Below are 20,090 nucleotides of genomic sequence, written 5' to 3' on the forward strand. Positions count from 1 at the left end.
TGCTGGGTGCTGCCGGATTCATGCGCCAGTCAGTCCGCGTCCAGACCGAAGGCGGTGTGCAGCGCGCGCACCGCGAGTTCGGTGTATTCGTCGGCGATCAGCACGCTGACCTTGATCTCCGAGGTGGTGATCACCTGGATGTTGATGCCCTTTTCGGCCAGCGCCTGGAACATGGTCTTGGCGACGCCGACATGGCTGCGCATGCCGACGCCGACGATCGACACCTTCACCACACCCGGATCGGCGGTCATCTCGGACCAGGCGATGGTCTCGCGGACGCTGTCGAGCACCTTCTTCGCCCGATCGAGGTTCTCGCGCGGGACCGTGAAGGTCAGATCGGTGGTCGAGCCGTCCTCGGACACGTTCTGGACGATCATGTCCACGTTGATGTTGGCGTCCGCCAGCGGGCCGAAGATGCCCGCGGACACGCCCGGGCGGTCGGGGACGTTGCGCAGCGTGACCTTCGCCTCGTTCGGCGCGTAGGTGACGCCGTTGACCATCTGCTGTTCCACGATTTCCTCCTCGTCGACCACCAGCGTGCCTTCGTCCTCGACGAAGCTGGAGCGCACATGAACCCGAACGCCGTGGTTCATGGCCAGTTCCACCGACCGGGTCTGCAGCACCTTGGCGCCCAGCGACGCCAGCTCCAGCATCTCCTCGTAGGTGATCCTGTCCAGCTTGCGCGCGCGCGGCACGATGCGCGGGTCGGTCGTGTAGACGCCATCCACGTCGGTATAGATATTACAGCGGTCGGCCTTCAGCGCAGCCGCCAGCGCCACCGCCGACGTGTCGGAACCTCCGCGGCCCAGCGTCGTCACGCGGCCATTGGCGGCCAGCCCCTGGAATCCGGCGACCACGGCCACCTGGCCCTCGCCGAAGCGGCGGATCAGTTCATCGGTCTCGATGCCCAGAATGCGCGCCGAGCCGTGCACGTCGGTTGTGCGGACCGGCAGCTGCCATCCCATCCACGAGCGCGCATTGACGCCGATATCCTGCAGCGCCATCGACATCAGGCCGATGGTGACCTGCTCCCCGGTGGCGACGACGACGTCGTATTCGCGGGTGTCGTGCATCGCCGCGGTGTTGCGGGTCAGGTCGACCAACCGGTTGGTTTCGCCCGACATGGCGGAGACGACGACGGCCACTTCATTGCCCGCCTCGACCTCGGTCTTCACGCGGGCCGCCGCACGCTTGATGCGTTCGATATCGCCGACGGACGTACCGCCGAATTTCATGACGATGCGCGCCATCGCAAAACGCCGTCCATTCAGGAAAATTATTGGCTTTCCAGCGGACTTGCCGCCGCCGCGCGCACCTCTTAACTATCGGTTCGTTGTCCCGCAAGGGCCGGGACGGCAGAAAGGCGGCACCCTTGTCCGAATCCATCGAAACCACAGTCGATCCGGACGAGATCGCACGGTTTTCCGCCATGGCGGACACGTGGTGGGACCCCGAGGGTCCGATGAAGCCGCTGCATCGCCTGACGCCGGCCCGGATGCGCTACCTCACCTCCCAGTTGAATGCACACTTCGGACGCGCCGAAAGCGGCAACTCGCTCGACGGCCTCCGCATCCTGGATATCGGCTGCGGCGGGGGGCTGGTCGCCGAACCGCTGGCGCGGCTGGGCGCGGACGTCACGGGCGTCGACGCCGCCGAGAAGAACGTCGAGGTCGCGCGCCTGCATGCCGCCGGGTCCGGCCTGAAGATCGACTACCGCCATGGCCGCGCGGAGGCCCTTGCCGAGGCCGGCGAACAGTTCGACGCCGTCATGGCGCTGGAGATCATCGAACACGTCGCCGATCCGGCCCTGTTCGTCGCCTCGGTCGCCAAGCTGGTGAAGCCGGGCGGACTGGTAATCTTCTCCACCATCAACCGCACGCCGAAGGCCTACGGTCTCGCCATCGTCGGCGCCGAATACGTGCTGCGCTGGCTGCCGCGCGGCACCCATACCTGGTCCAAGTTCGTCAAGCCGTCCGAACTGGCGCGCCACGGCCGGGCCGCCGGTCTGGAGATGCGCGACGTCACCGGTCTGGTCTATTCGCCTGTCAGCGGTTTCTCGCTGAACAGGACCGATGTCGATGTGAACTATTTCGCTTCGGCGGTGCGGAACGAGGCCGGTTAACCGCTCTCGGCATCCGCAAGGTCAAGTAGTAGGATACCCCCTCGGGCGCACACAGCCGATGGGGAAATCCGATGCCGTTCTACCGCCTGCTGGGACAGCGCCATCCGGACGGATCGGACGGGGAGGCGCTGCGGCTTCGCACCATTGCCGGACTGAAGCGTCTCCGCGCCGCGCTGGCCGGCCACTTCCCGGCGGATACCGACCGCACGCGCACCGTCCGCATCGGCACCTGGAACATCCGCGAGTTCGGCAGCACCAAGTATGGCGGCCGCGACAGTTACGAACCGCTCTGCTACATGGCCGAGATCATCGCCAACTTCGACATCGTCGCCGTGCAGGAAGTACGCGACGACATGGACGAGTTCCTGGAGCTGCTGCGCATCCTGGGCGCCGACTGGGACTATCTGGCGACCGATGTCACCGACGGCGGCGCCGGCAATGGCGAGCGGATGGTCTTCCTCTACAACACCGGCCGCGTCAGCTTTCGCAACATCGCCGGCGAACTGACCCTGCCCGACGGCAAGAAGGTCCTGGCAAGCTTCGGCGAAAGAGTCCGGCTCGAGAACGGCATCGCGCTGCAGCTGCCGCCCGGCACGGACCTGTCCGGCGTCTACGAGGCGCGTTCGCTGAAGAAGAACGGGGTGGTCCGGCTGGACGAGGATGTCGAGATCGCGCTGCCCCAGGGCGCCCTGCTCGACCTTCCCGACGGCAGTGCGTTGTCGGTCACGAAGGGCACAGTCGTCACGCGGCCGCCGGGCACGCGCGGCCAGGTCGACATCTCGGTGCCGCAGGGCGCTGTCCTGGGCGAGGACTTCCGCGTCCGTTTCCCGGGCGAGGCGCTGGACCAGAGCTTCAAGCAGTTCGCCCGCACCCCCTACATCGTCAGCTTCCAGGCCGGCTGGATGAAGATCGATCTGGCCACCGTCCACATCTACTTCGGCAGCAACGAGGACGAGAAACTGCTGGAGCAGCGCCGCCGCGAGATCCTGCGTCTGACCGAAGCGCTGGGCGACCGCGCAGCGAAGGAGATGGAGGACAATCCCGACAACCCGGTGCTCACCGCCGTTCTCGGCGACTTCAACATCATCAGCGCCGAGCACGAGACGATGGAAGCGCTCGAGGCCAATGGCTTCGAGGTGCCGCAGCAAATCCGCTCGATCCCGGGCTCGAATGTCAGCCAGGACAAGGCCTACGACCAGATCGCCTTCTGGGAGCCGAAGCGGAACCGCGGCCATGTCCGCGTCGATATCCGCGGCGCCAACGTCTTCGACTTCTACGAGCACGTCTACCGGCTGGAGGATCGCACGGTCTATCAGCCGCAGCGTTCGGAGGGTTCCTACAAGACCTGGCGGACCTACAAGATGAGCGACCACCTGCCGATGTGGATCGAGCTCACCAGCGACTTCTCCGACGCCTATCTCGACGCCTGCGAGGACTGACCGTTCAGGGCAGCCCCTTCTCCCAGTAGGGCGGATCGCCGAAATAGCCGGCGAGGAAGTCGATGAAGGCCCGGACTTTCGGCGAGAGGTGCTTGCGGTGCGGGTAGACGGCGTGGATGCCGCGCCCCGTCGCCATCCAGTCCGACAGCACCGGCACCAGCCGCCCGTCGCGGATCTGCTCATGCGCCAGGAAGGTCGGCGTGATCGTCAGCCCGCGTCCCGCCACAGCGGCATCGCGCAGGATCTCGCCATTGTTGGACCGCAACGGGCCATTGACGCTGACCGGCACCACTTCACCGCCGCGCCGGAAGGTCATGGTCGAGGTCTCGGTCGCGTTGGAATAGATCAGCATCCGGTGGTTCTTCAGTTCGGATGGATGCGCCGGGGTTCCGGACTTTTCCAGATAGGCCGGGCTGGCCAGCACCAGGTTCCGTGCGGGCGCCAGCTTGCGTGCGATCAGGCTCGAATCCGCCAGTTCGGTAATGCGGATCGCGACGTCCACGCCCTGGTCGATCAGATCGACGAAGCTGTCGGTCAGGTCCAGATCGACGGTCACGTCCTGATATTCGCACATGAAGGCCGCGACCGCCTCGGCCAGATGCATCGTGCCGAAACTCATGGGCGCATTGACCTTCAGCCGCCCGCGCGGGTCGCCCTGAAGCTGCTGTACCGCCTCCTCGGCGGCCTCGGCCTCGGCCAGCATGCGCGCGCAATAGCCGTAATAGGTCTCACCCGCCTCTGTCAGGCTGATCTGCCGGGTCGAGCGGTTCACCAGCCGCGCGCCGAGCCGCTCTTCCAGCCGCGCCAGCTGCTTCGAGACCGCCGATTTGGAAAGCCCGAGACGGTCCGCCGCCTGGCTGAAGCTCATCGCCTCGGCCACCGCCGCGAACACCGCCATCGCCGTCAGGTCCTGCATCGCCTACCTTTCGCTGATCGTCGATACATCTTGGCGCGACAGCGCGGACAGGCAAGCCCGCGGCAGGTGACGACCAGCGGCAAACCGGTTCGGGCCGGTCCGGCCCGCTCAGCGATCGCCTTGCGCGCCGGGCTCAACTGAGTGAGCCTGTGCGTTCATTGTCCCGGGGAGGCACGGATGAACATCAGCCCGACTCTCGCCGCAATCGGCGATGCCGAGCGGCAGTTCTACGACCGGAACGGCTACCTGCTGCTGGAAGGCTTCATCGGCCGCGACTGGCTCGAGCGGCTGAAGGACGCGGCGGCCGCCTTCGTGGAGGCCAGCCGGCAGGAGACGGAGTCCGGCAAGGTGCTGGATCTGGCGCCCGGCCATTCGGCCGACGCCCCGCGCCTGCGCCGGCTGATCTCGCCCGCGGACAATGACGGGACCTTCCGCGAATTCGTGCTGGACGGACCAGCGGCCGGCCTGGCCTCGGCGCTGCTGGACGGACCCGTCCGCTACCACCACGGCAAGCTGAACTTCAAATGGTCCAGCGGCGGCGAGGAGATCAAGTGGCATCAGGACATCCAGTTCTGGCCCCACACCGATTTCTCGCCGCTGACCATCGGGATCTATCTGGAAGACGTCGATGACGAGATGGGTCCGATGGGCGTGCTGCCCGGCAGCCATCGCGGCCCGCTCTACGACCTGTTCGACGGCGACGGAACCTGGACGGGGGCGATGCATGACCGAGATGCGGCGGGGCTGGACCTCGATGCGGTCGCCTGGCTGAAGGGTCCGGCCGGCTCCGTCACCATCCACAATTGCTGCATGGTCCACGGTTCGGCGCCGAACAATTCGCCGCGTCCGCGCCCGCTGCTGCTGCAGACCTATTCGGCGGCGCATTCCTGGCCGATCGCGGGTATCGGCGGCAACGGCTCGCGTGGCGGCGTCAGCGGCCGGGTGGTCGGCGGTTCAGGGGATGGCGTGCTGGAAATCGAAGGACGGCGCATGCGCGTCGCGCCCGACTGGGCCGGCAGAGTGCAGACGATCTTCAGGGCGCAGCAGAAGGACCGCTAGCCGGAGTCGTCAGCGGCCCACCATGAAGACGTTTTCCATGGTCATCTTCACCGTGCCATCCTGATCCTCCAGCTGGTGCTTCGCCAGCAGGAAGCCGATGTCCGACCGGCTCTTCGACGGGTACTTGTCCGCGATCTCGGTCACCAGGGTCAGTTCGTCGCCGGCGAAGGTGGGCTGACGCCAGCGCACCTGCTTCACGCCCGGCGCGCCCTGGCTCTTCATCGTCTTCAGCATCCCGTCGACCATCAGCCGCATGGCGATGGAACAGCTGTGCCAGCCCGACGCCGACAGCTTGCCGAACGGGCCGCGTTCGCCGCCCTCGACGCTGAGATGGAAATACTGAGGGTCGAACTGCTCGGCGAAGCGGATGATCGCCTCCTCGGTGACCGCATACGGCCCCGAACGGTGCACCTCGCCGACCTCGACCTCGTCCCAGGGCCGCAGCGCCTTCTCCCCCATCGACGCGTCCCCCCTCAGACGTTGAAGCGGAAATGCATGACGTCGCCGTCCTGCACCGTGTACTCGCGGCCCTCCAGCCGCATCCGGCCCGCATCCTTCGCGCCCTGCTCGCCGCCCAGGCTGACATAGTCGTCAAAGGCGATGGTCTCGGCGCGAATGAAGCCCTTCTCGAAGTCGGTGTGGATCACGCCTGCTGCTTCCGGCGCCGCGGCGCCGGTGCGGACCGTCCAGGCGCGAGCCTCCTTCGGTCCGGCGGTGAAGAAGGTGATCAGGTCCAGCAGGCCGTAGCCGGCATTGATGATACGGTCGAGGCCCGTCTCCTCGAGGCCGATCCCCTCCAGGAACTCGGCGCGTTCCTCGGGGTCGGTGAGCTGGGCAATCTCGGCCTCGATGGCGGCCGAAATGACGACGCAGCTCGCACCCTCTGCGGCGGCCTTTTCCGCTACGCGAGCGGAATGCTCGTTGCCTTCCGCGGCGTCCTCCTCGGCGACATTGCAGACGTAGAGCACCGGCTTGGCGGTCAGCAGCTGCAGCATCTGGAAGGCCTTCCGGTCGTCCTTGGAAACCTCCAGAACCCGGGCCGGCTTGCCGTCGCGCAAAAGCTCCAGCGCGCCGCCCATCAGCTCGACATCCGCCTTCAGGCTCTTGTCGCCGGACTGGTAGCGCTTCTGCAGCGGGATCAGCCGCTTCTCCAGGCTCTCCATGTCAGCGATCATCAGCTCGGTCTCGACGGTCTCGGCGTCGGCGATGGGATCGATGCGGCCGTCGACATGGGTGATGTCGTCATCCTCGAAGCAGCGCAGCACGTGGACGATGGCGTCGACCTCGCGGATATGGCTGAGAAACTGATTACCCAGCCCCTCGCCCTTCGAGGCGCCGCGGACAAGGCCGGCGATGTCCACGAAGGTCAGCTGCGTCGGGATCACTTCCTTGGACTTCGCCAGTTCCGACAACCGCGACAGCCGGCGGTCCGGCACGGCGACTCGGCCCAGATTGGGCTCGATGGTGCAGAAGGGATAGTTCGCGGCCTGCGCGGCAGCGGTCTGCGTCAGCGCGTTGAACAGGGTAGACTTGCCGACATTCGGCAATCCGACGATCCCGCACTTGAAACCCATGGTCAGACGTCCTCTTCCGTATCCGGCTTGTCGTTCTTCGGCTTCTTCGCCGGCTTCGGCGGCGGGCACTTCAGCGCCACCGCAGTCAGGAACCCCGGCGCATCGTCCTCGGCCAGTTTCGGCGCGGCGTAGGAGATAGCGTCCATCAGCTCCGTGAGAAGCGGCTGCTCCGCCCTAGAGAAGGCCCCGAGGACGTGGCCGGTGACCCTGGCCTTGTCGCCCGGATGACCGATGCCGATGCGGACCCGCTGGAACTCCGGCGTGATGTGCTGGGCGATGGAGCGGATGCCGTTGTTGCCGGCATGGCCGCCGCCCGTCTTCACCTTCACCTTGCCGAATGCCACGTCCAGCTCGTCATGGAAGACGGTGACGTCCCCCAGGCTCAACTTGTGGAAGCGCATGGCTTCGGCAACCGACTGTCCGGAGCGGTTCATGAAGGTGGCCGGCTTCAGCAGCATCACCTTGTGTCCGCCAAGGCGCCCTTCGGCCACGGCGCCCTGGAACTTGCTCTTCCAGGCGCCGAAGCCGTGGTCGGCTGCGATCCGGTCGATGGCCATGAAACCGGCATTGTGGCGATGCAATGCGTATTCCCTGCCCGGATTCCCGAGCCCGACGAACAGCAGCATCGCAGACCTCCAGCGCGGACGCCGAGGCGATTACTTGTCGCCGTCGCCCTCTTCGGCGTCGCCGCCCTCTTCGGCGCCTTCGCCCTCTTCACCTTCGGTCGCCTCTTCATCGGCCTCGGCCTCGGCTTCGGCTTCAGCCTCGGCCTGCTCCTCGGCAGCTTCCTCGGCGACCGCGGTCGCGGCGGCGATGGTGGCGATGGTGAAATCGCGATCGGTGATGGTCGGTTCGACGCCGTCCGGCAGCGAGGCGTCCGAGATCTTGAGCGCGTCGCCGATCTCCAGACCCGCCAGAGACAGCTCGACCTGCTCCGGGATCGCGTCAGCCGGGCAGTCCAGCTCGACCTCGTAGCGGACCACGTTCAGCACGCCGCCGCGCTCCAGACCCGGGCTATCTTCCTCGCCAACGAAGACGACGGGGATATTCACCGACACGCGGGCGTTGGCGGACAGACGCAGGAAATCGACATGCAGCGGATCGTCCGTCACCGGATGCAGCTGAACGTCGCGCGGCAGGCAGCGCTGCTTGCGGTCGCCGATCTGTACATCGTAGACGCGGCCCTGGAAGCCGCCACGGTGGAGTTCCTTGACGATGTAGCGCAGGTCCATGGAGACCTTCGCCGGATCCTTGCCGTCACCATAGATGATGCAGGGAACCATGCCCTGCTGACGCAGCGAGCGCAGCTCGCCCTTGGTCATGTCCTCGCGGAACGAAGCCTCGAGTACGTCAATATCGGCCATTGCCTTCTCTCCTCTGCCGTGCGCCGCAGCCCCTGTATGGGCCGCAGCCGCCGGTGAACCGCCAAAACAACATGGGCGCGCGCCCCTTCGGACACGCTCCCCGAATTCTCAGTCGAACAGGCTCGACACCGAGGACTCCGTCGAGATCCGCTTGATCGCTTCGGCGAGCAGCGAACCGATCGACACCTGCTGGATCTTCGGCTCGTTCTCGACTTCCTCGGTGGCCCGGATCGTATCCGTCACCACCAGCGATTCCAGCGCCGACTCGGAGACGCGCTTGACCGCACCGCCCGAAAGCACACCGTGTGTGACGTAGGCGGAAACGGAAGTCGCACCCCGTTCCAGGAGCACCGATGCGGCGTTGCAGAGTGTGCCCGCGCTGTCGACGATGTCGTCGACAAGAATGCAGCGACGCCCTTCGACGTCGCCAATCACGTTCATCACTTCCGAGACGCCGGCCCGTTCGCGGCGCTTATCCACGATCGCCAGGTCTGCGTCAAGCCGCTTGGCGAAGTAGCGCGCGCGCACCACACCACCCACATCCGGGGAGATGACCATCAGGTCATCCTCGCTGCCGAACTTGGACTTAATGTCGTCGATCAGAACCGGTCCGGCGTACAGATTGTCCAGCGGAATATCGAAGAAACCCTGGATCTGTCCGGCGTGCAGATCGACGGTGAGCACACGGTCGGCGCCAGCTTTCTCGATCAGGTTCGCCACAAGCTTGGCCGAGATCGGCGTCCGCGGTCCCGGCTTCCGGTCCTGACGGGCATAGCCGAAATAGGGCAGTACTGCAGTGATCCGGCGGGCCGACGCGCGGCGCAGCGCATCGATGCAGATCAGCAATTCCATCAGGTGATCGTTGGCGGGATAGGAGGTCGACTGCACGACGAAGACATCCTCGCCGCGCACGTTCTCCTGAATCTCGACATAGACTTCCTCGTCGGCGAAGCGCCGCACGAGAGCGTTGGTGGTGCGAACGCCAAGATAGTCGGCGATCTGAGCGGTCAATTGGGGATTGCTGTTCCCTGCAAGAACCTTGAGCGGCATGATCGCGATTTCCGAGGGTTTCTGGACCGGGCTGACGGCGCGGTTTGTATCAGCCGGGATATGGGCTGTCCATGCGCTGTGACCGTTTTCTGACAGCCGCGGCAGTCCGCCGCCCGGCGTCGGCCCGGGGTCACTGTGCCGTCCGCCGCAACTGCTCCACAAGATCGGCAATGCCCGGCGCGGCAGCCGCCGCAGCCAGTTGCGCGACCACGCCCCAACGGCGGGCCAGACGCCCGGAGGGCACCGTGTTCTGCTGCTCCAGCCGCCCGCGCTCGCGGCCGGAGCCGTCGCGGAGCAGCCAGATGATACGGACGAGGTCGTTGGAGGCGTCCATCGGCGAGACACTGACCAGCGCCTCCAGCACCGGCACCTGCCCCAGGCCGTCGTCCGGCGCGGTCTGCAGGTCGAACCGTTCAAGTTCGGACGCCATGGCGCCGGCGAGCGCTTCGGCCCCGTCTCCGGGCGCGCGTTTGATGGGAGCCAGCCGCAGATCGGGCCCCTCCGGCGCTGCAGGTTCGGGTGCCGCCGCCGCCGCCATCCCGATCAGTACCGCAATGCGTTCGACGGCCTCGTCGGCCAGCGCGCGTACCAGCGCCGGATCGCCGCTTCGCCAGGCCTCGGCGTCGACATCGCGGTTGTACAGATCCTCGCGCAACGGCGTCCTGTCAGGCTCGGTCAGTTGCCAGTGGATCTCCAGCGTCGAACGGCCCGCGGTGCTGTCGACGGCAATGGCCTGGCCGATGATCCGGTATCGGTTCGGCACCTCATAGGGGATGGCCGCCACCTGTTTCTGCTGCAGACCGGACACGATCAGACGGGTCATCCGGTCCAGCACGTCGGTCTCGACCCCCGCGACAGGGTGGACGATCAGTGCGGAAGACGGCCCGGGCGGGGGCAGTCCGCCCGACTTCGCGCCCGGGCTGAAGGGCCGGGGAACACTGCCGCAGGCCGTCAGCGCCGCCAGCAGCAGGGCCGCAGCAAGAAGCCTAGAAAATCGCACAGGTCGCCAGCGAGAACAGGATGAAGATGATCACGAGCATGATGATCCAGGGCATGGCTCAGGCCGACTTCAGGTCCGTGGAATGACGGCTGAGGACTTCCGGACCGCGGTCGGTCACCAGCGATGACCGGCCCAGCGTCATGGCGGTCCCGCTGTCGCTGTCCATCAGGATCATGTGCAGGAAGAAGGTCATCCCCGGCTGCAGCACGACCGGATTGTCGGCATAGAACATGGGCCAGTCCATCCAGATCGGCGGATAGGCGGTTCCCATGCAATAGCCGCAGGCATTGAGCCGATGATCGCCGTAACCAGCGCGGTCGAAGATGTCCGCGTGGACCTGGAAGACGTCACCCATCGCCGTCCCGGGCCGTAGCGCGTCCTCGCAGGCCAGCAACGCCTCCTCACAAGCGGCGTGCATGTCGCGCTGGCGCGACGTCACGCTGCCCACCGGCAGCGTATGCATCATGGCGGCATGATAGCGCCGGTACGTGCCGGCATATTCCAGCGTGAGCTGATCGACGGGGTCGAGATGCCGGCGGCCGGTCATGTAGCGGCAGAGCAGCGCGCCCTCACCGGACCCGATGATGAACTCATTGCCCGCGTAGTCGCCGCCACCGCGAAAGACGGCGCCCTGCATCGCGGCAAGAATATCCCCTTCGAAGGCGCCGGGCCGGACTTCGGCCAGCGCCGCATCCAGCGCGTCATCGGCCAGTTCGGCGGCCCGGCGGACATAGGCGATCTCGGCATCCGACTTCACCAGCCGCAGGCGGCTGATCAGCGTCGAGACATCGATCATCACGCCGAAGCCTTCCATGGCCCGGTCGAACATCCGCAACGACCGGCCGGTCAGGCCATAGGCCTCGAGTTCGATGCCGATCCTCGATCCGTCGAGTTCCAGTTCCTCGAGAATGTCCCTCAGTTCAAGGGCCGGATTGGCGCCCTCCCGGTCCCGCCAGATCCGTATGTCGGTCACGGTCGAGGTGATCTGCGCCTGCCGCAGGTCGGGCGCGCGGGTCAGCAGCACCAGCTGGCCGTCGGCCGTCAGCACCATGCACTGGAAGAAGGCGTATCCGAAGGTGTCGAAGCCGGTGAGCCAGTACATGCTCTCCTGCCGGAACATCAGCAACGCATCCAGCCGTTCGGCCTTCATCGCGGCGGTCGCCGCGCGCACGCGGGCATCGAACTCCTCGCGGGTGAAATGCAAAGCCACTTCAAACTGCCTCCTGCTTCCGTCTGCCAGCTATGCGCGGCCAGAAGAACTCCAGCGCCACCGAACCGCAGATCACCCCGATGGCCACGAACTGCAGCCAGCTGACGGGCTGCGAGAGGAACACGAGCGACAGCGTCGCTGCAATCACCGGCTTCAGGAAGAAGAGATAGGACCCACGCGCGATATCGGGCACGGCCGCCAGCCCCCAGAACCAGAGCAGCATGCCGATGGTGGTGTTCCAGATACCGATCGTCGCCAGCGCCAGCGCCTGTTCCGCCGGGCGGTCGAACAGCGTTGTCGGATCGACCCAGATGCCCCAGGCGGCGCCCACGACCAGCCACAGCGACAGCGCCCCGATGACCGTGTTCAGCGCCATCACCCGGATCCCGCCATATTCCAGGATCATCGGCTTCACCAGCACCGAGTAGGCCGACCCGGTCGCCGCGCAGGCCAGCCCGAGGAACAGCCCGAACAACTGGTCGTCGTCGCCGGCCAGCCGCTCCAGATAGCCGTTCGTCAGAAGGACCACGATGCCGAGAAAGGCGGCAATGCCGGTGAAGATCTTGCCGGCGCCAAGCGGCTGACGGTTGACCACCGCATTGGTGACAGCGACCCAGATCGGGATCGTCGTAGTCAGGGTCGCGACCTGGATCACCGTCGCGTAATCCAGGGCCCAGTGGAACAGCAGCATCGGCATGCCGATGCCGAACACCGAGAGCAGCATGGTCGCAACCGGCTTGTCGATCAGCGGGCGCCAGAAATTCCGTGTCCGCCGACGCGCCAGGGCGAACAGCAACAGGCCTGCGCCGCCCAGCACGTAGCGCCAGACCGATACCTCCGGTCCGCTGACTCCGGTCAGCACGGACACGAACTCGCTGGTCGAGTGTCCGAAGACCCCGATCAGCACCGCAAGATAGGCCAGAGTGGCCGGATTGCGCATTGAACCGGTCCCGCTACCGTTCCGTCAGCATGATCGCCGCGACCAGGCGTCCATAGTCGGGCTCGTTCCTGTGTACGCTGCGGCGGTAGCTGTAGAACAGATCCTCATCCGCATAGGTGTCCCGACCCAGATCGGTGTAGTTCTCCGGCCGGACACCCGCATCGCCTGCCTGCCGCGCAATGTAGCCCGGCAGATCGAAATAGGGCCGTGGCGCGCCCTCCGGATGAACGAAGAACCGGGCGTTTTCCGCATCGTCGGTTGTGAAGCGTTCGACAAACTCGGGTCCCACCTCGTAGGACTTCCGGGCCAGTGTCGGACCCAGCGCGGCGAGGATGCGGCCGCGTTCCGCGCCCAGCCCTTCCATCGCATCGACCGTCGCCGCGATGACGCCCTTGAAGGCGCCGCCCCAGCCCGCATGCGCCGCGCCGATGACGCCCGCCTCCGGATCGGCGAAGAGCAACGGCCCGCAATCGGCGGTGAGGATGCCCAGCGCCACGCCAGGCGTGCGAGTGACCATGGCGTCAGCTTTCGGCGCGTCGCCGTCGAACGGCCCGTCGACCGCGACGACGTCCGCGCTGTGGCACTGAAAGAGCGTGACCAGATGCGCCGCCCCGATGTCCCCGGCGATGCGGCTGCGGTTCTCGACGACATTGCCGGCGTCGTCACTCGAACCCATGCCCCCGTTCAGGCTGGCGTAGATGCCGCCGGAAATCCCGCCCTGCCGCGTGTAGTAGCCGTGCGCGACGCCCGTCAGGGCCTCAAGAGGCGTTGCGGAAAGCTTCGTCAGCGACATAGCCGGTCGGAACTCCCAGTTTCGGATCCGCGATGCAGAGAACCTTGAACAGATGGCCCATATGGGCCGGATCGGTCAGGCGGCGGAACCCCGCAGCCAGTCCGTCCGCGGTCTCGCCCTCGGCCCGCTTGAGCAATTGCGCCAGCCGCGCCTCGATACCCAGCCGGAGCAGGAACTGGCGCTGCCCGATGGGGCCGTGAACTTCGGCGCCCGCCCGTTCGGCCGCATTGGCCGCGGCGGCGAAATCGACATGGGCCGTGAGATCGGCCTCGCCCGGCGCTTCCAGCAGCGGATGGAAGGCGTGGCGCTTCATCGCCTGCAGCGTATCGCCCGGCGCCGTCACCTCGTGACCATAGTCGATCACGAGTGCGGCGCCGCCGCGCTCAGCGACGCTGCCGCCGATCGCCTGCGCAACCGCGTTGCGCGCCGGCGCGACCTCGATGATCTCGCCATCGGGCAGCGGCGGCAGGCCGGGCGGAATGTCGGTGGCCGGGTCGATCTCGACGATCACCAGGTCATCGCCCTCCAGTCCGACCGCACGCTCCCGCCATTGCCGCTCCCGGCGCAGAAGCTGCCGCACCGGCAGCGCATCGAGGAACTCGTTGGCGATCAGGATCATTGGCCGCTTCGGCACATCCTCGAAGCGGTCGGCGAAGTGCAGGTCGTAGCCGGCGAGGCGCTCGCGCTGCATCTCGCGCATCCGCGGGCTGGCCTCGACCAGCCAGATCTCCCGGTTCTCGGCGAAGGCCGGCTCGCCGCGGGCAATGGCGCGCAACGCATCCGCCATCAGCGTGCCGCGGCCCGGTCCCAGTTCGACGATCACCGCATCCCAGGGCATGCCCATGCGGCGCCACATGTCGGCCATCCAGAGGCCGACCAGTTCACCGAACATCTGGGAGATCTCGGGCGCGGTGATGAAATCGCCGGCCGCGCCGATGCCGTCGCCGCGGGTGTAGTAACCGTGCTCGGAATCGGTCAGCGCCAGCGCCATGTATCGGTCGAGCGGCAACGGTCCCTCCGCGGCGATCATCTCGCGCAGCCGTGTCTCGAGTGCATTCATGTCTCCGCCTGTCCCGCCTTCTCGACCACCGCCGGCTGCCTTTCAGCCTGCATTGCACGGACGATGAAGAACAGGCCGATCAGGATCATCGGCAGCGACAGCATCTGGCCGCGCGACAGCCATCCGAACACCAGGTCCAGCCCGGCATCCCACTGACGGAAGAATTCGACGATGAAGCGGCTGACGCCATAGCCCGCGATGAACGTGCCCATCACGAGTCCCGGCCGCCGGTAGGCGCCGAAGCTCCGGACCATGACATTGACGACGACGAAGAGGACCAGCCCTTCAAGAAAGGCTTCGTAGAGCTGGCTCGGGTGACGCGGCTGGCCGTCCGAACCGGGGAAGATCATGCCCCAGGGTGCGTCGGTCGGCCGGCCATAGAGTTCCCCATTGATGAAGTTCGCGATGCGGCCGAAGAAGAGCCCGATCGGCGAGACCGTCGCCAGCACGTCTCCGAAGGCAAGCATCGGGATGCCCTTTGCCCGGCAGAACAGCACGCCGGCAATGGTCACGCCAAGAATGCCGCCGTGGAAGGACATGCCGCCGCGCCAGATCTCCAGCGCGTCCAGGGGATTCTCCAGATAGAAGGGCAGGCCGTAGAACAGGACGTAGCCGAGACGGCCGCCGAGCACGACGCCGATCGCCGCCCAGACGAAGAACATGTCCGGATGCGCGCGCCGCACGACGGTGTCGCGGCGGGTGCCCAGGTGCATCGCATAGCGCCAGCCCAGCACAAGCCCGACGATATAGGCCAGCGCGTACCAGCGGACCGCGAACGGCCCGATCTGGAAGATAACGGGATCGATCTCCGGAAACGGCATGCAACGCCCCCGAGAAGCGGGGTGGGTACGAAACTATTCCTTCGGCTGCGGCGCGGGCGCCACCGGCTGGGCCGTCGGCTCGACCAGCGGCGAACCGTCGATCTGGAACTCCTCGATCTCGGCGTCGGCGCGAAGGTCCTCGACCAGCGCGGTCAGCACCTCGCCGCTCATCTCGCGGCGGAGTTCTTCGGCCTTCTCCTCGAAGGCCGGATGCTCGCGCCGCTCCTCGACCTTTATCACGTGCCAGCCGAACTGCGTCTGGACCGGAGTTCTCGGTGATCTCGCCCGGCTGCATCGCGAAGGCCGCCTCCTCGAAGGGCGGCACCATCTGGCCCTTGCCGAAAAAGCCGAGATCGCCGCCGTTGGGGCCGCTCGGCCCCTTGGACTTCGCCATCGCCGTCTCCGCGAAGTCGGCGCCGGCCTTGAGCTCCTCGATCACCGCCTTCGCCTCATCCTCGGTCTTGAGCAGGATATGGCGGGCATGGACGGACGGCTCCGGCTCGGCGGTCTTCACATATTCGTCGTAACGCGCGCGCACCGCTTCCTCGGTCAGCTCCGCCTCGATCCGTCCGATCAGGAAGTATTCGAGGATCTTCGAGCGGCGATAGGCCTCGACTTCGGCCTTGAGGTCTTCGCTCTCGGCGATGTCGGTCTTGGAAGCCTCGGCCAGCATCAGCTTGTTGTTGACCGCCCGCTTGACCAGCAGCGGATAGAGCGCGCTGATCGGCACCTGCTGATATTGCTGCGGCAGGTCCTGGATCATGCTCATCACCGCGTCGAGGCGGATTTCCTCGCCGTTGACGCGCGCGGCGACCGGATTTTCGTCGACCGGCTTCGCATCCGCCGCGGCGCCCGCGGTATCGGAAGCGGTCTGGGCGGCCAGCGGCTGGGCCGCGACGAGAACGCCGAGCGCAAGCGCGGCGCCCAGATTACGGTACTGAATCATGAAGAGAGTCCTTGCCTGTGGATTGCAGGTGCGTTGCGACACCATTACAGGCAGCGCCGCAGCGCCACAACCGGCTCCGGACGCCATGACACGCAAGTGTGCGCGCGGTCGGCGGGCCGCGTTGACACCTGAGACTGCCCCGCCTATGTGACGCAGTACCCGTCGCAGGACCGCCTTGCTGAGCTGGCCCCGGACGGCCTTTCCACAGACCCGTTTTCAGGGAACCAGAGTTCATGATCGGCGCCATCGCCCGGAAGATTTTCGGTACGCCAAACGACCGCGTGGTCAAGACCTTCAAGAAGCAGGTCGATCCGATCAACGCGCTGGAGCCCGAGATCGAGGCGAAGTCCGACGACGAACTGCGCCAGCGCATCGTCGAGATGAAGAAGGAAGTCGCCGGCGGCGCGAAGCTGGACGACCTGCTGGTCGAGACCTTTGCCATCGTCCGAGAGGCCGCCAAACGCACGCTGGGTCAGCGCCATTTCGACGTGCAGCTGGTCGGCGGCATCGCCCTGCATCAGGGCCGCATCGCCGAGATGAAGACCGGTGAAGGCAAGACGCTGGTCGCCACCCTTGCGGTCGTGCTGAACGCCCTGACCGGCCGGGGCGTCCACGTCGTGACGGTGAACGACTATCTGGCCAGCCGCGACAGCGAATGGATGGGCGAGATCTACCGCTTCCTGGGGCTGACCGTCGGCTGCATCGTCCACGGCATGAACGATCTGGAGCGCCGCGAGGCCTATGCTGCAGACGTTACCTACGCCACGAACAACGAGCTCGGTTTCGACTTCCTGCGCGACAACATGAAGTTCACGCGCGACGAGATGGTCCAGCGCGGCCATCACTTCGCCATCGTCGACGAAGTGGACTCCATCCTGGTCGACGAGGCGCGGACGCCGCTGATCATTTCCGGCCCCGCCGAGGACTCTTCGGCCATGTACCAGGCCATCGACCCGCTGATCCTGGAGCTTGAGGACGGCCATTTCGAAGTCGACGAGAAGGCGCGGGCGGCAACCCTGACCGAGGAAGGTCAGGAGTACATGGAGAACCGGCTGACCGAGCTGGAGATGCTCCAGAGCCCCAGCCTCTACGACATGGAGAACGTGACCGTCGTTCACCACGTCAACCAGGCCCTGCGCGCGCACAAGCTGTTCCAGCGGGACACCGACTATATCGTGCGCAACGACAAGGTCGTGATCATCGACGAGTTCACCGGCCGCATGATGGAAGGACGGCGCTATTCGGAAGGCCTGCACCAGGCGCTGGAGGCGAAGGAACACGTCTCCATCCAGCCCGAGAACCAGACGCTCGCCTCGATTACCTTCCAGAACTACTTCCGCGGCTACGACAAGCTGGCCGGCATGACCGGCACCGCGGCCACCGAGGCCGAGGAATTCGAGCAGATCTACCGCCTGCCCGTCGTCGAGATACCGACCAACGTGCCCGTGGCCCGAAAGGACCATGACGACGAGGTCTACCGCACGGCCGAGGAGAAGAACGCCGCCATCATCGACCTGATCGAGGAATGCCAGAACCGCGGCCAGCCGGTTCTGGTGGGCACGGTCTCGATCGAGAAATCGGAATTGCTCTCCGAACTGCTGAAGAAGCGCAAGATCAAGCACAACGTGCTGAATGCCCGTCACCACGAGCAGGAAGCGCAGATCGTCGCCCTTGCCGGCCAGTCCGCTGCGGTGACCATCGCAACCAACATGGCCGGCCGCGGCACCGACATCCAGCTGGGCGGCAATCTGGACATGCGTCTGGACACCGAACTGGCCGACCTGCGCGACGAGAGCAAGCGCGGCGAACTGGAAGCGAAGATCCGCCAGGAGGTCACGGAGGATCGGCAGAAGGTGCTGGCCGCCGGCGGCCTGTTCGTCATCGGCACCGAACGCCACGAGAGCCGCCGCATCGACAACCAGCTCCGCGGCCGCTCCGGGCGTCAGGGCGACCCCGGCGCCTCTCGCTTCTATCTCAGCCTCGAAGACGACCTGATGCGCATCTTCGGCTCAGAGCGGATGGACACCATGCTCCGCCGGCTCGGCCTGAAAGAAGGCGAGGCGATCGTCCATCCCTGGATCAACAAGGCGCTGGAGAAGGCGCAGCAGAAGGTCGAGGCCCGCAACTACGACATCCGCAAGAACCTGCTGAAGTTCGACGACGTGATGAACGACCAGCGCAAGGTGATCTACGAACAGCGCCTCGAACTGATGGACGCCGACGAGGTGCAGGAAACGGTCGCCGACATGCGTCACGAGACCGTCGAGGTCACCGTCGCCCGGCACATCCCGCCGAACGCCTATCCGGACCTCTGGGATTCCGAGGGGCTGCAGGAAGAGATCAAGCGCATCTTCGGCATGGATCTGCCCATCGTCGAGTGGGCGGGCGAGGAAGGCATCGCCGACGAGGAAATCGTCGAGCGCGTCAACAGGGCCGTCGACGCGCGGATGGCCGAGAAGGCCGCCCGCTACACCCCGCAAGTCATGCGCATGGTCGAGAAGAGCCTGTTGCTGCAGATACTCGACCAGACCTGGAAGGAACACCTGCAGCAGCTCGACTTCCTGCGTCAGGCCGTCGGCCTGCGCGCCTATGCGCAGCGCGATCCGCTGAACGAATACAAGGCCGAAGCCTTCGAGCTGTTCGAACTCCATGCTGAACCGCATGCGCGAAACCGTCACCGGCGCGCTCTCGCACATGGAATTCCGGGTCGGCGAGGATCCGCCGGTCGAACAGCCGACCGGTCCTGACGAGAGCGAACTCGTCGCCTCGCATCCCAGCGCCGATCCGCTGGAAGCTGGTGATGACGAAGGCGGCGCACAGACGGTGGCGACGCGGCGCGCAGCGGCGGTCGATCCCGACGACCCGTCGACCTGGGGCCGTGTCCGGCGCAACGCCGCCTGCCCCTGCGGTTCGGGAAAGAAGTTCAAGCACTGCCACGGCGCGGCGGTCTGAACCGCCCGCCGGCGCATCCGCTCAGTAGCGGCGGATGCGCACCGTGCTGGATCCGTTGTTGATGTAGACGGACGAACCGAGGCGGCGGAGCTTGCCGGCCGCCGAGGTGTTGCGTCCCAGCTTGGCACGCACATCCGCGCGCACTGCCTGCCGGACGCCGGCAGCGCCGCCGTTCCAGGCGGCGATCACCAGCTTGCGGTATCGGGTGGCGTGCTCGGGCGTGCGGCTGTGATAGTAGGACGCGGCCCGGGTCCAGGACTTGGTTTCCTGAAACAGTTCCGAGAGAAAGCGCCCCGCATAGTCGGCGTTGACCGAAGGCGTGAAAGCCGATTTCAGGTCTGCGAAGGCGTCGGGGTGGTACATCAGGTTCACCTGCATGCAGCCGACGTCGATATTGGTGACACCGCGGGCCTGAAGATCCTCGACCATCTCGACGGCCTGACCGCGGCTGTCCAGCCACCGCCCCGTGCCCTCGGAATGAATGGTCCAGGGCCAGGCAGTCTTTGCCGGGTTCCCGGAAATTGTGCGCCCCGACTCGACCAGGGCGATCGCCTGCAGCAGGCCAGCAGGGATCCGGTAGCGGCGCTCCGCCTCGGTGACGGCGTCGCGGCAAGACCGGGCGGTTGCCTCCTTGTCCGCAGAAGTCCGGGCTTCGGCGGCGGTTGCGGCCATGATGAAGACGGCCACGGCGATGGCGGAAATGATACGCATGCTACCCCTCGGGATCGGTGTGGTCACAACCCGGAGAAGCAAGCCGCAGGCCAGTTTCGGAACCGATCCCGCAACCTGACGCATATGAGATCTTCTCGCAATCGCAGCATTCTTTCGCTTGCGCAAAAACGCA

The 20,090-nt window shown here is 66.1% G+C and carries 19 protein-coding genes and 2 pseudogenes; 5 read left to right on the forward strand and 16 right to left on the reverse strand.

Going from position 1 to position 20,090, the window contains the following annotated elements; translation table 11 throughout:
- Positions 1-29: 29 nt before the first annotated feature.
- Complete coding sequence (locus ACMVY4_RS22385; RefSeq protein WP_416898150.1) at positions 30-1,250, reverse strand: aspartate kinase; 1,221 nt, start codon at positions 1,248-1,250, stop codon at positions 30-32.
- A gap of 122 nt (positions 1,251-1,372) precedes the next feature.
- Here ACMVY4_RS22385 and ubiG point away from each other — a divergent pair, with 122 nt between their 5' ends.
- Together ubiG and ACMVY4_RS22395 are read left to right on the forward strand one after the other, a co-directional pair.
- The gene (gene ubiG, locus ACMVY4_RS22390) at positions 1,373-2,122 is read left to right on the forward strand and encodes a bifunctional 2-polyprenyl-6-hydroxyphenol methylase/3-demethylubiquinol 3-O-methyltransferase UbiG (RefSeq protein WP_416898151.1); all 750 of its coding nucleotides are present in this window, start codon (positions 1,373-1,375) and stop codon (positions 2,120-2,122) included.
- 71 nt (positions 2,123-2,193) lie between these two features.
- On the forward strand, positions 2,194-3,561 hold the full coding sequence (locus ACMVY4_RS22395) for an endonuclease/exonuclease/phosphatase family protein (RefSeq protein ID WP_416898152.1): 1,368 nt from the start codon (positions 2,194-2,196) through the stop codon (positions 3,559-3,561).
- Positions 3,562-3,565: 4 nt separating this feature from the next.
- Here the strand turns inward: ACMVY4_RS22395 and ACMVY4_RS22400 are convergent, their stop codons facing one another.
- On the reverse strand, positions 3,566-4,477 hold the full coding sequence (locus ACMVY4_RS22400; RefSeq protein WP_416898153.1) for a LysR family transcriptional regulator: 912 nt from the start codon (positions 4,475-4,477) through the stop codon (positions 3,566-3,568).
- Between the two features lie 177 nt (positions 4,478-4,654).
- On the opposite strand from ACMVY4_RS22400, the gene ACMVY4_RS22405 reads away from it, so the two are divergent.
- Complete coding sequence (locus tag ACMVY4_RS22405; RefSeq protein WP_416898154.1) at positions 4,655-5,536, forward strand: phytanoyl-CoA dioxygenase family protein; 882 nt, start codon at positions 4,655-4,657, stop codon at positions 5,534-5,536.
- 9 nt (positions 5,537-5,545) lie between these two features.
- Here ACMVY4_RS22405 and ACMVY4_RS22410 read toward each other — a convergent pair whose 3' ends face one another.
- The 13 genes and pseudogenes from ACMVY4_RS22410 to ACMVY4_RS22470 all read right to left on the reverse strand — a co-directional run.
- Positions 5,546-5,995, reverse strand: coding sequence for a MaoC family dehydratase (locus tag ACMVY4_RS22410; protein WP_416898155.1), 450 nt, complete (start codon positions 5,993-5,995; stop codon positions 5,546-5,548).
- Positions 5,996-6,009: 14 nt separating this feature from the next.
- A complete protein-coding gene (gene ychF, locus ACMVY4_RS22415; RefSeq protein ID WP_416898156.1) occupies positions 6,010-7,110 on the reverse strand; it encodes a redox-regulated ATPase YchF in 1,101 nt (366 codons plus the stop codon).
- 2 nt (positions 7,111-7,112) lie between these two features.
- Positions 7,113-7,736, reverse strand: a complete 624-nt coding sequence (gene pth, locus ACMVY4_RS22420) for an aminoacyl-tRNA hydrolase (protein ID WP_416898157.1) — start codon at positions 7,734-7,736, stop codon at positions 7,113-7,115.
- 30 nt (positions 7,737-7,766) lie between these two features.
- A complete protein-coding gene (locus ACMVY4_RS22425) occupies positions 7,767-8,474 on the reverse strand; it encodes a 50S ribosomal protein L25/general stress protein Ctc (RefSeq protein WP_416898158.1) in 708 nt (235 codons plus the stop codon).
- A gap of 108 nt (positions 8,475-8,582) precedes the next feature.
- Positions 8,583-9,524, reverse strand: a complete 942-nt coding sequence (locus tag ACMVY4_RS22430; RefSeq protein WP_416900378.1) for a ribose-phosphate pyrophosphokinase — start codon at positions 9,522-9,524, stop codon at positions 8,583-8,585.
- A gap of 130 nt (positions 9,525-9,654) precedes the next feature.
- The gene (locus tag ACMVY4_RS22435) at positions 9,655-10,524 is read right to left on the reverse strand and encodes a hypothetical protein (protein ID WP_416898159.1); all 870 of its coding nucleotides are present in this window, start codon (positions 10,522-10,524) and stop codon (positions 9,655-9,657) included.
- Positions 10,525-10,582: 58 nt separating this feature from the next.
- Entirely contained in the window at positions 10,583-11,734 is a 1,152-nt protein-coding gene (locus ACMVY4_RS22440; RefSeq protein ID WP_416898160.1) for a M24 family metallopeptidase, read from the reverse strand.
- A 1-nt stretch (position 11,735) separates the two neighbouring features.
- Complete coding sequence (locus tag ACMVY4_RS22445; RefSeq protein ID WP_416898161.1) at positions 11,736-12,674, reverse strand: DMT family transporter; 939 nt, start codon at positions 12,672-12,674, stop codon at positions 11,736-11,738.
- 13 nt (positions 12,675-12,687) lie between these two features.
- The gene (gene pgeF, locus ACMVY4_RS22450; protein WP_416898162.1) at positions 12,688-13,467 is read right to left on the reverse strand and encodes a peptidoglycan editing factor PgeF; all 780 of its coding nucleotides are present in this window, start codon (positions 13,465-13,467) and stop codon (positions 12,688-12,690) included.
- Positions 13,433-14,527, reverse strand: coding sequence for a class I SAM-dependent methyltransferase (locus ACMVY4_RS22455; protein ID WP_416898163.1), 1,095 nt, complete (start codon positions 14,525-14,527; stop codon positions 13,433-13,435). The genes pgeF and ACMVY4_RS22455 overlap by 35 nt, the downstream gene beginning before the upstream one ends.
- On the reverse strand, positions 14,524-15,348 hold the full coding sequence (gene lgt, locus ACMVY4_RS22460) for a prolipoprotein diacylglyceryl transferase (RefSeq protein WP_416898164.1): 825 nt from the start codon (positions 15,346-15,348) through the stop codon (positions 14,524-14,526). Before lgt ends, ACMVY4_RS22455 begins: the two co-directional genes overlap by 4 nt.
- Before the next feature lie 33 nt (positions 15,349-15,381).
- The gene (locus ACMVY4_RS22465) at positions 15,382-15,588 is read right to left on the reverse strand and encodes a hypothetical protein (RefSeq protein ID WP_416898165.1); all 207 of its coding nucleotides are present in this window, start codon (positions 15,586-15,588) and stop codon (positions 15,382-15,384) included.
- 91 nt (positions 15,589-15,679) lie between these two features.
- Positions 15,680-15,886: pseudogene (locus ACMVY4_RS22470) on the reverse strand (peptidylprolyl isomerase); the annotation flags it as partial.
- On the opposite strand from ACMVY4_RS22470, the gene ACMVY4_RS22475 reads away from it, so the two are divergent.
- Both ACMVY4_RS22475 and secA read left to right on the forward strand, forming a co-directional pair.
- Positions 15,830-16,426, forward strand: a complete 597-nt coding sequence (locus tag ACMVY4_RS22475; protein ID WP_416898166.1) for a hypothetical protein — start codon at positions 15,830-15,832, stop codon at positions 16,424-16,426. The pseudogene ACMVY4_RS22470 and the gene ACMVY4_RS22475 sit on opposite strands and share 57 nt — an antisense overlap.
- Positions 16,427-16,527: 101 nt before the next feature.
- Positions 16,528-19,246: pseudogene (gene secA, locus ACMVY4_RS22480) on the forward strand (preprotein translocase subunit SecA).
- 21 nt (positions 19,247-19,267) lie between these two features.
- On the opposite strand, the gene ACMVY4_RS22485 reads toward secA, so the two are convergent.
- Entirely contained in the window at positions 19,268-19,957 is a 690-nt protein-coding gene (locus ACMVY4_RS22485; protein ID WP_416898167.1) for a transglycosylase SLT domain-containing protein, read from the reverse strand.
- Positions 19,958-20,090 lie beyond the last annotated feature (133 nt).

It is taken from the genome of Minwuia sp. (assembly GCF_048007105.1).
In the GTDB taxonomy this organism is placed as follows: Bacteria; Pseudomonadota; Alphaproteobacteria; order Minwuiales; family Minwuiaceae; genus Minwuia.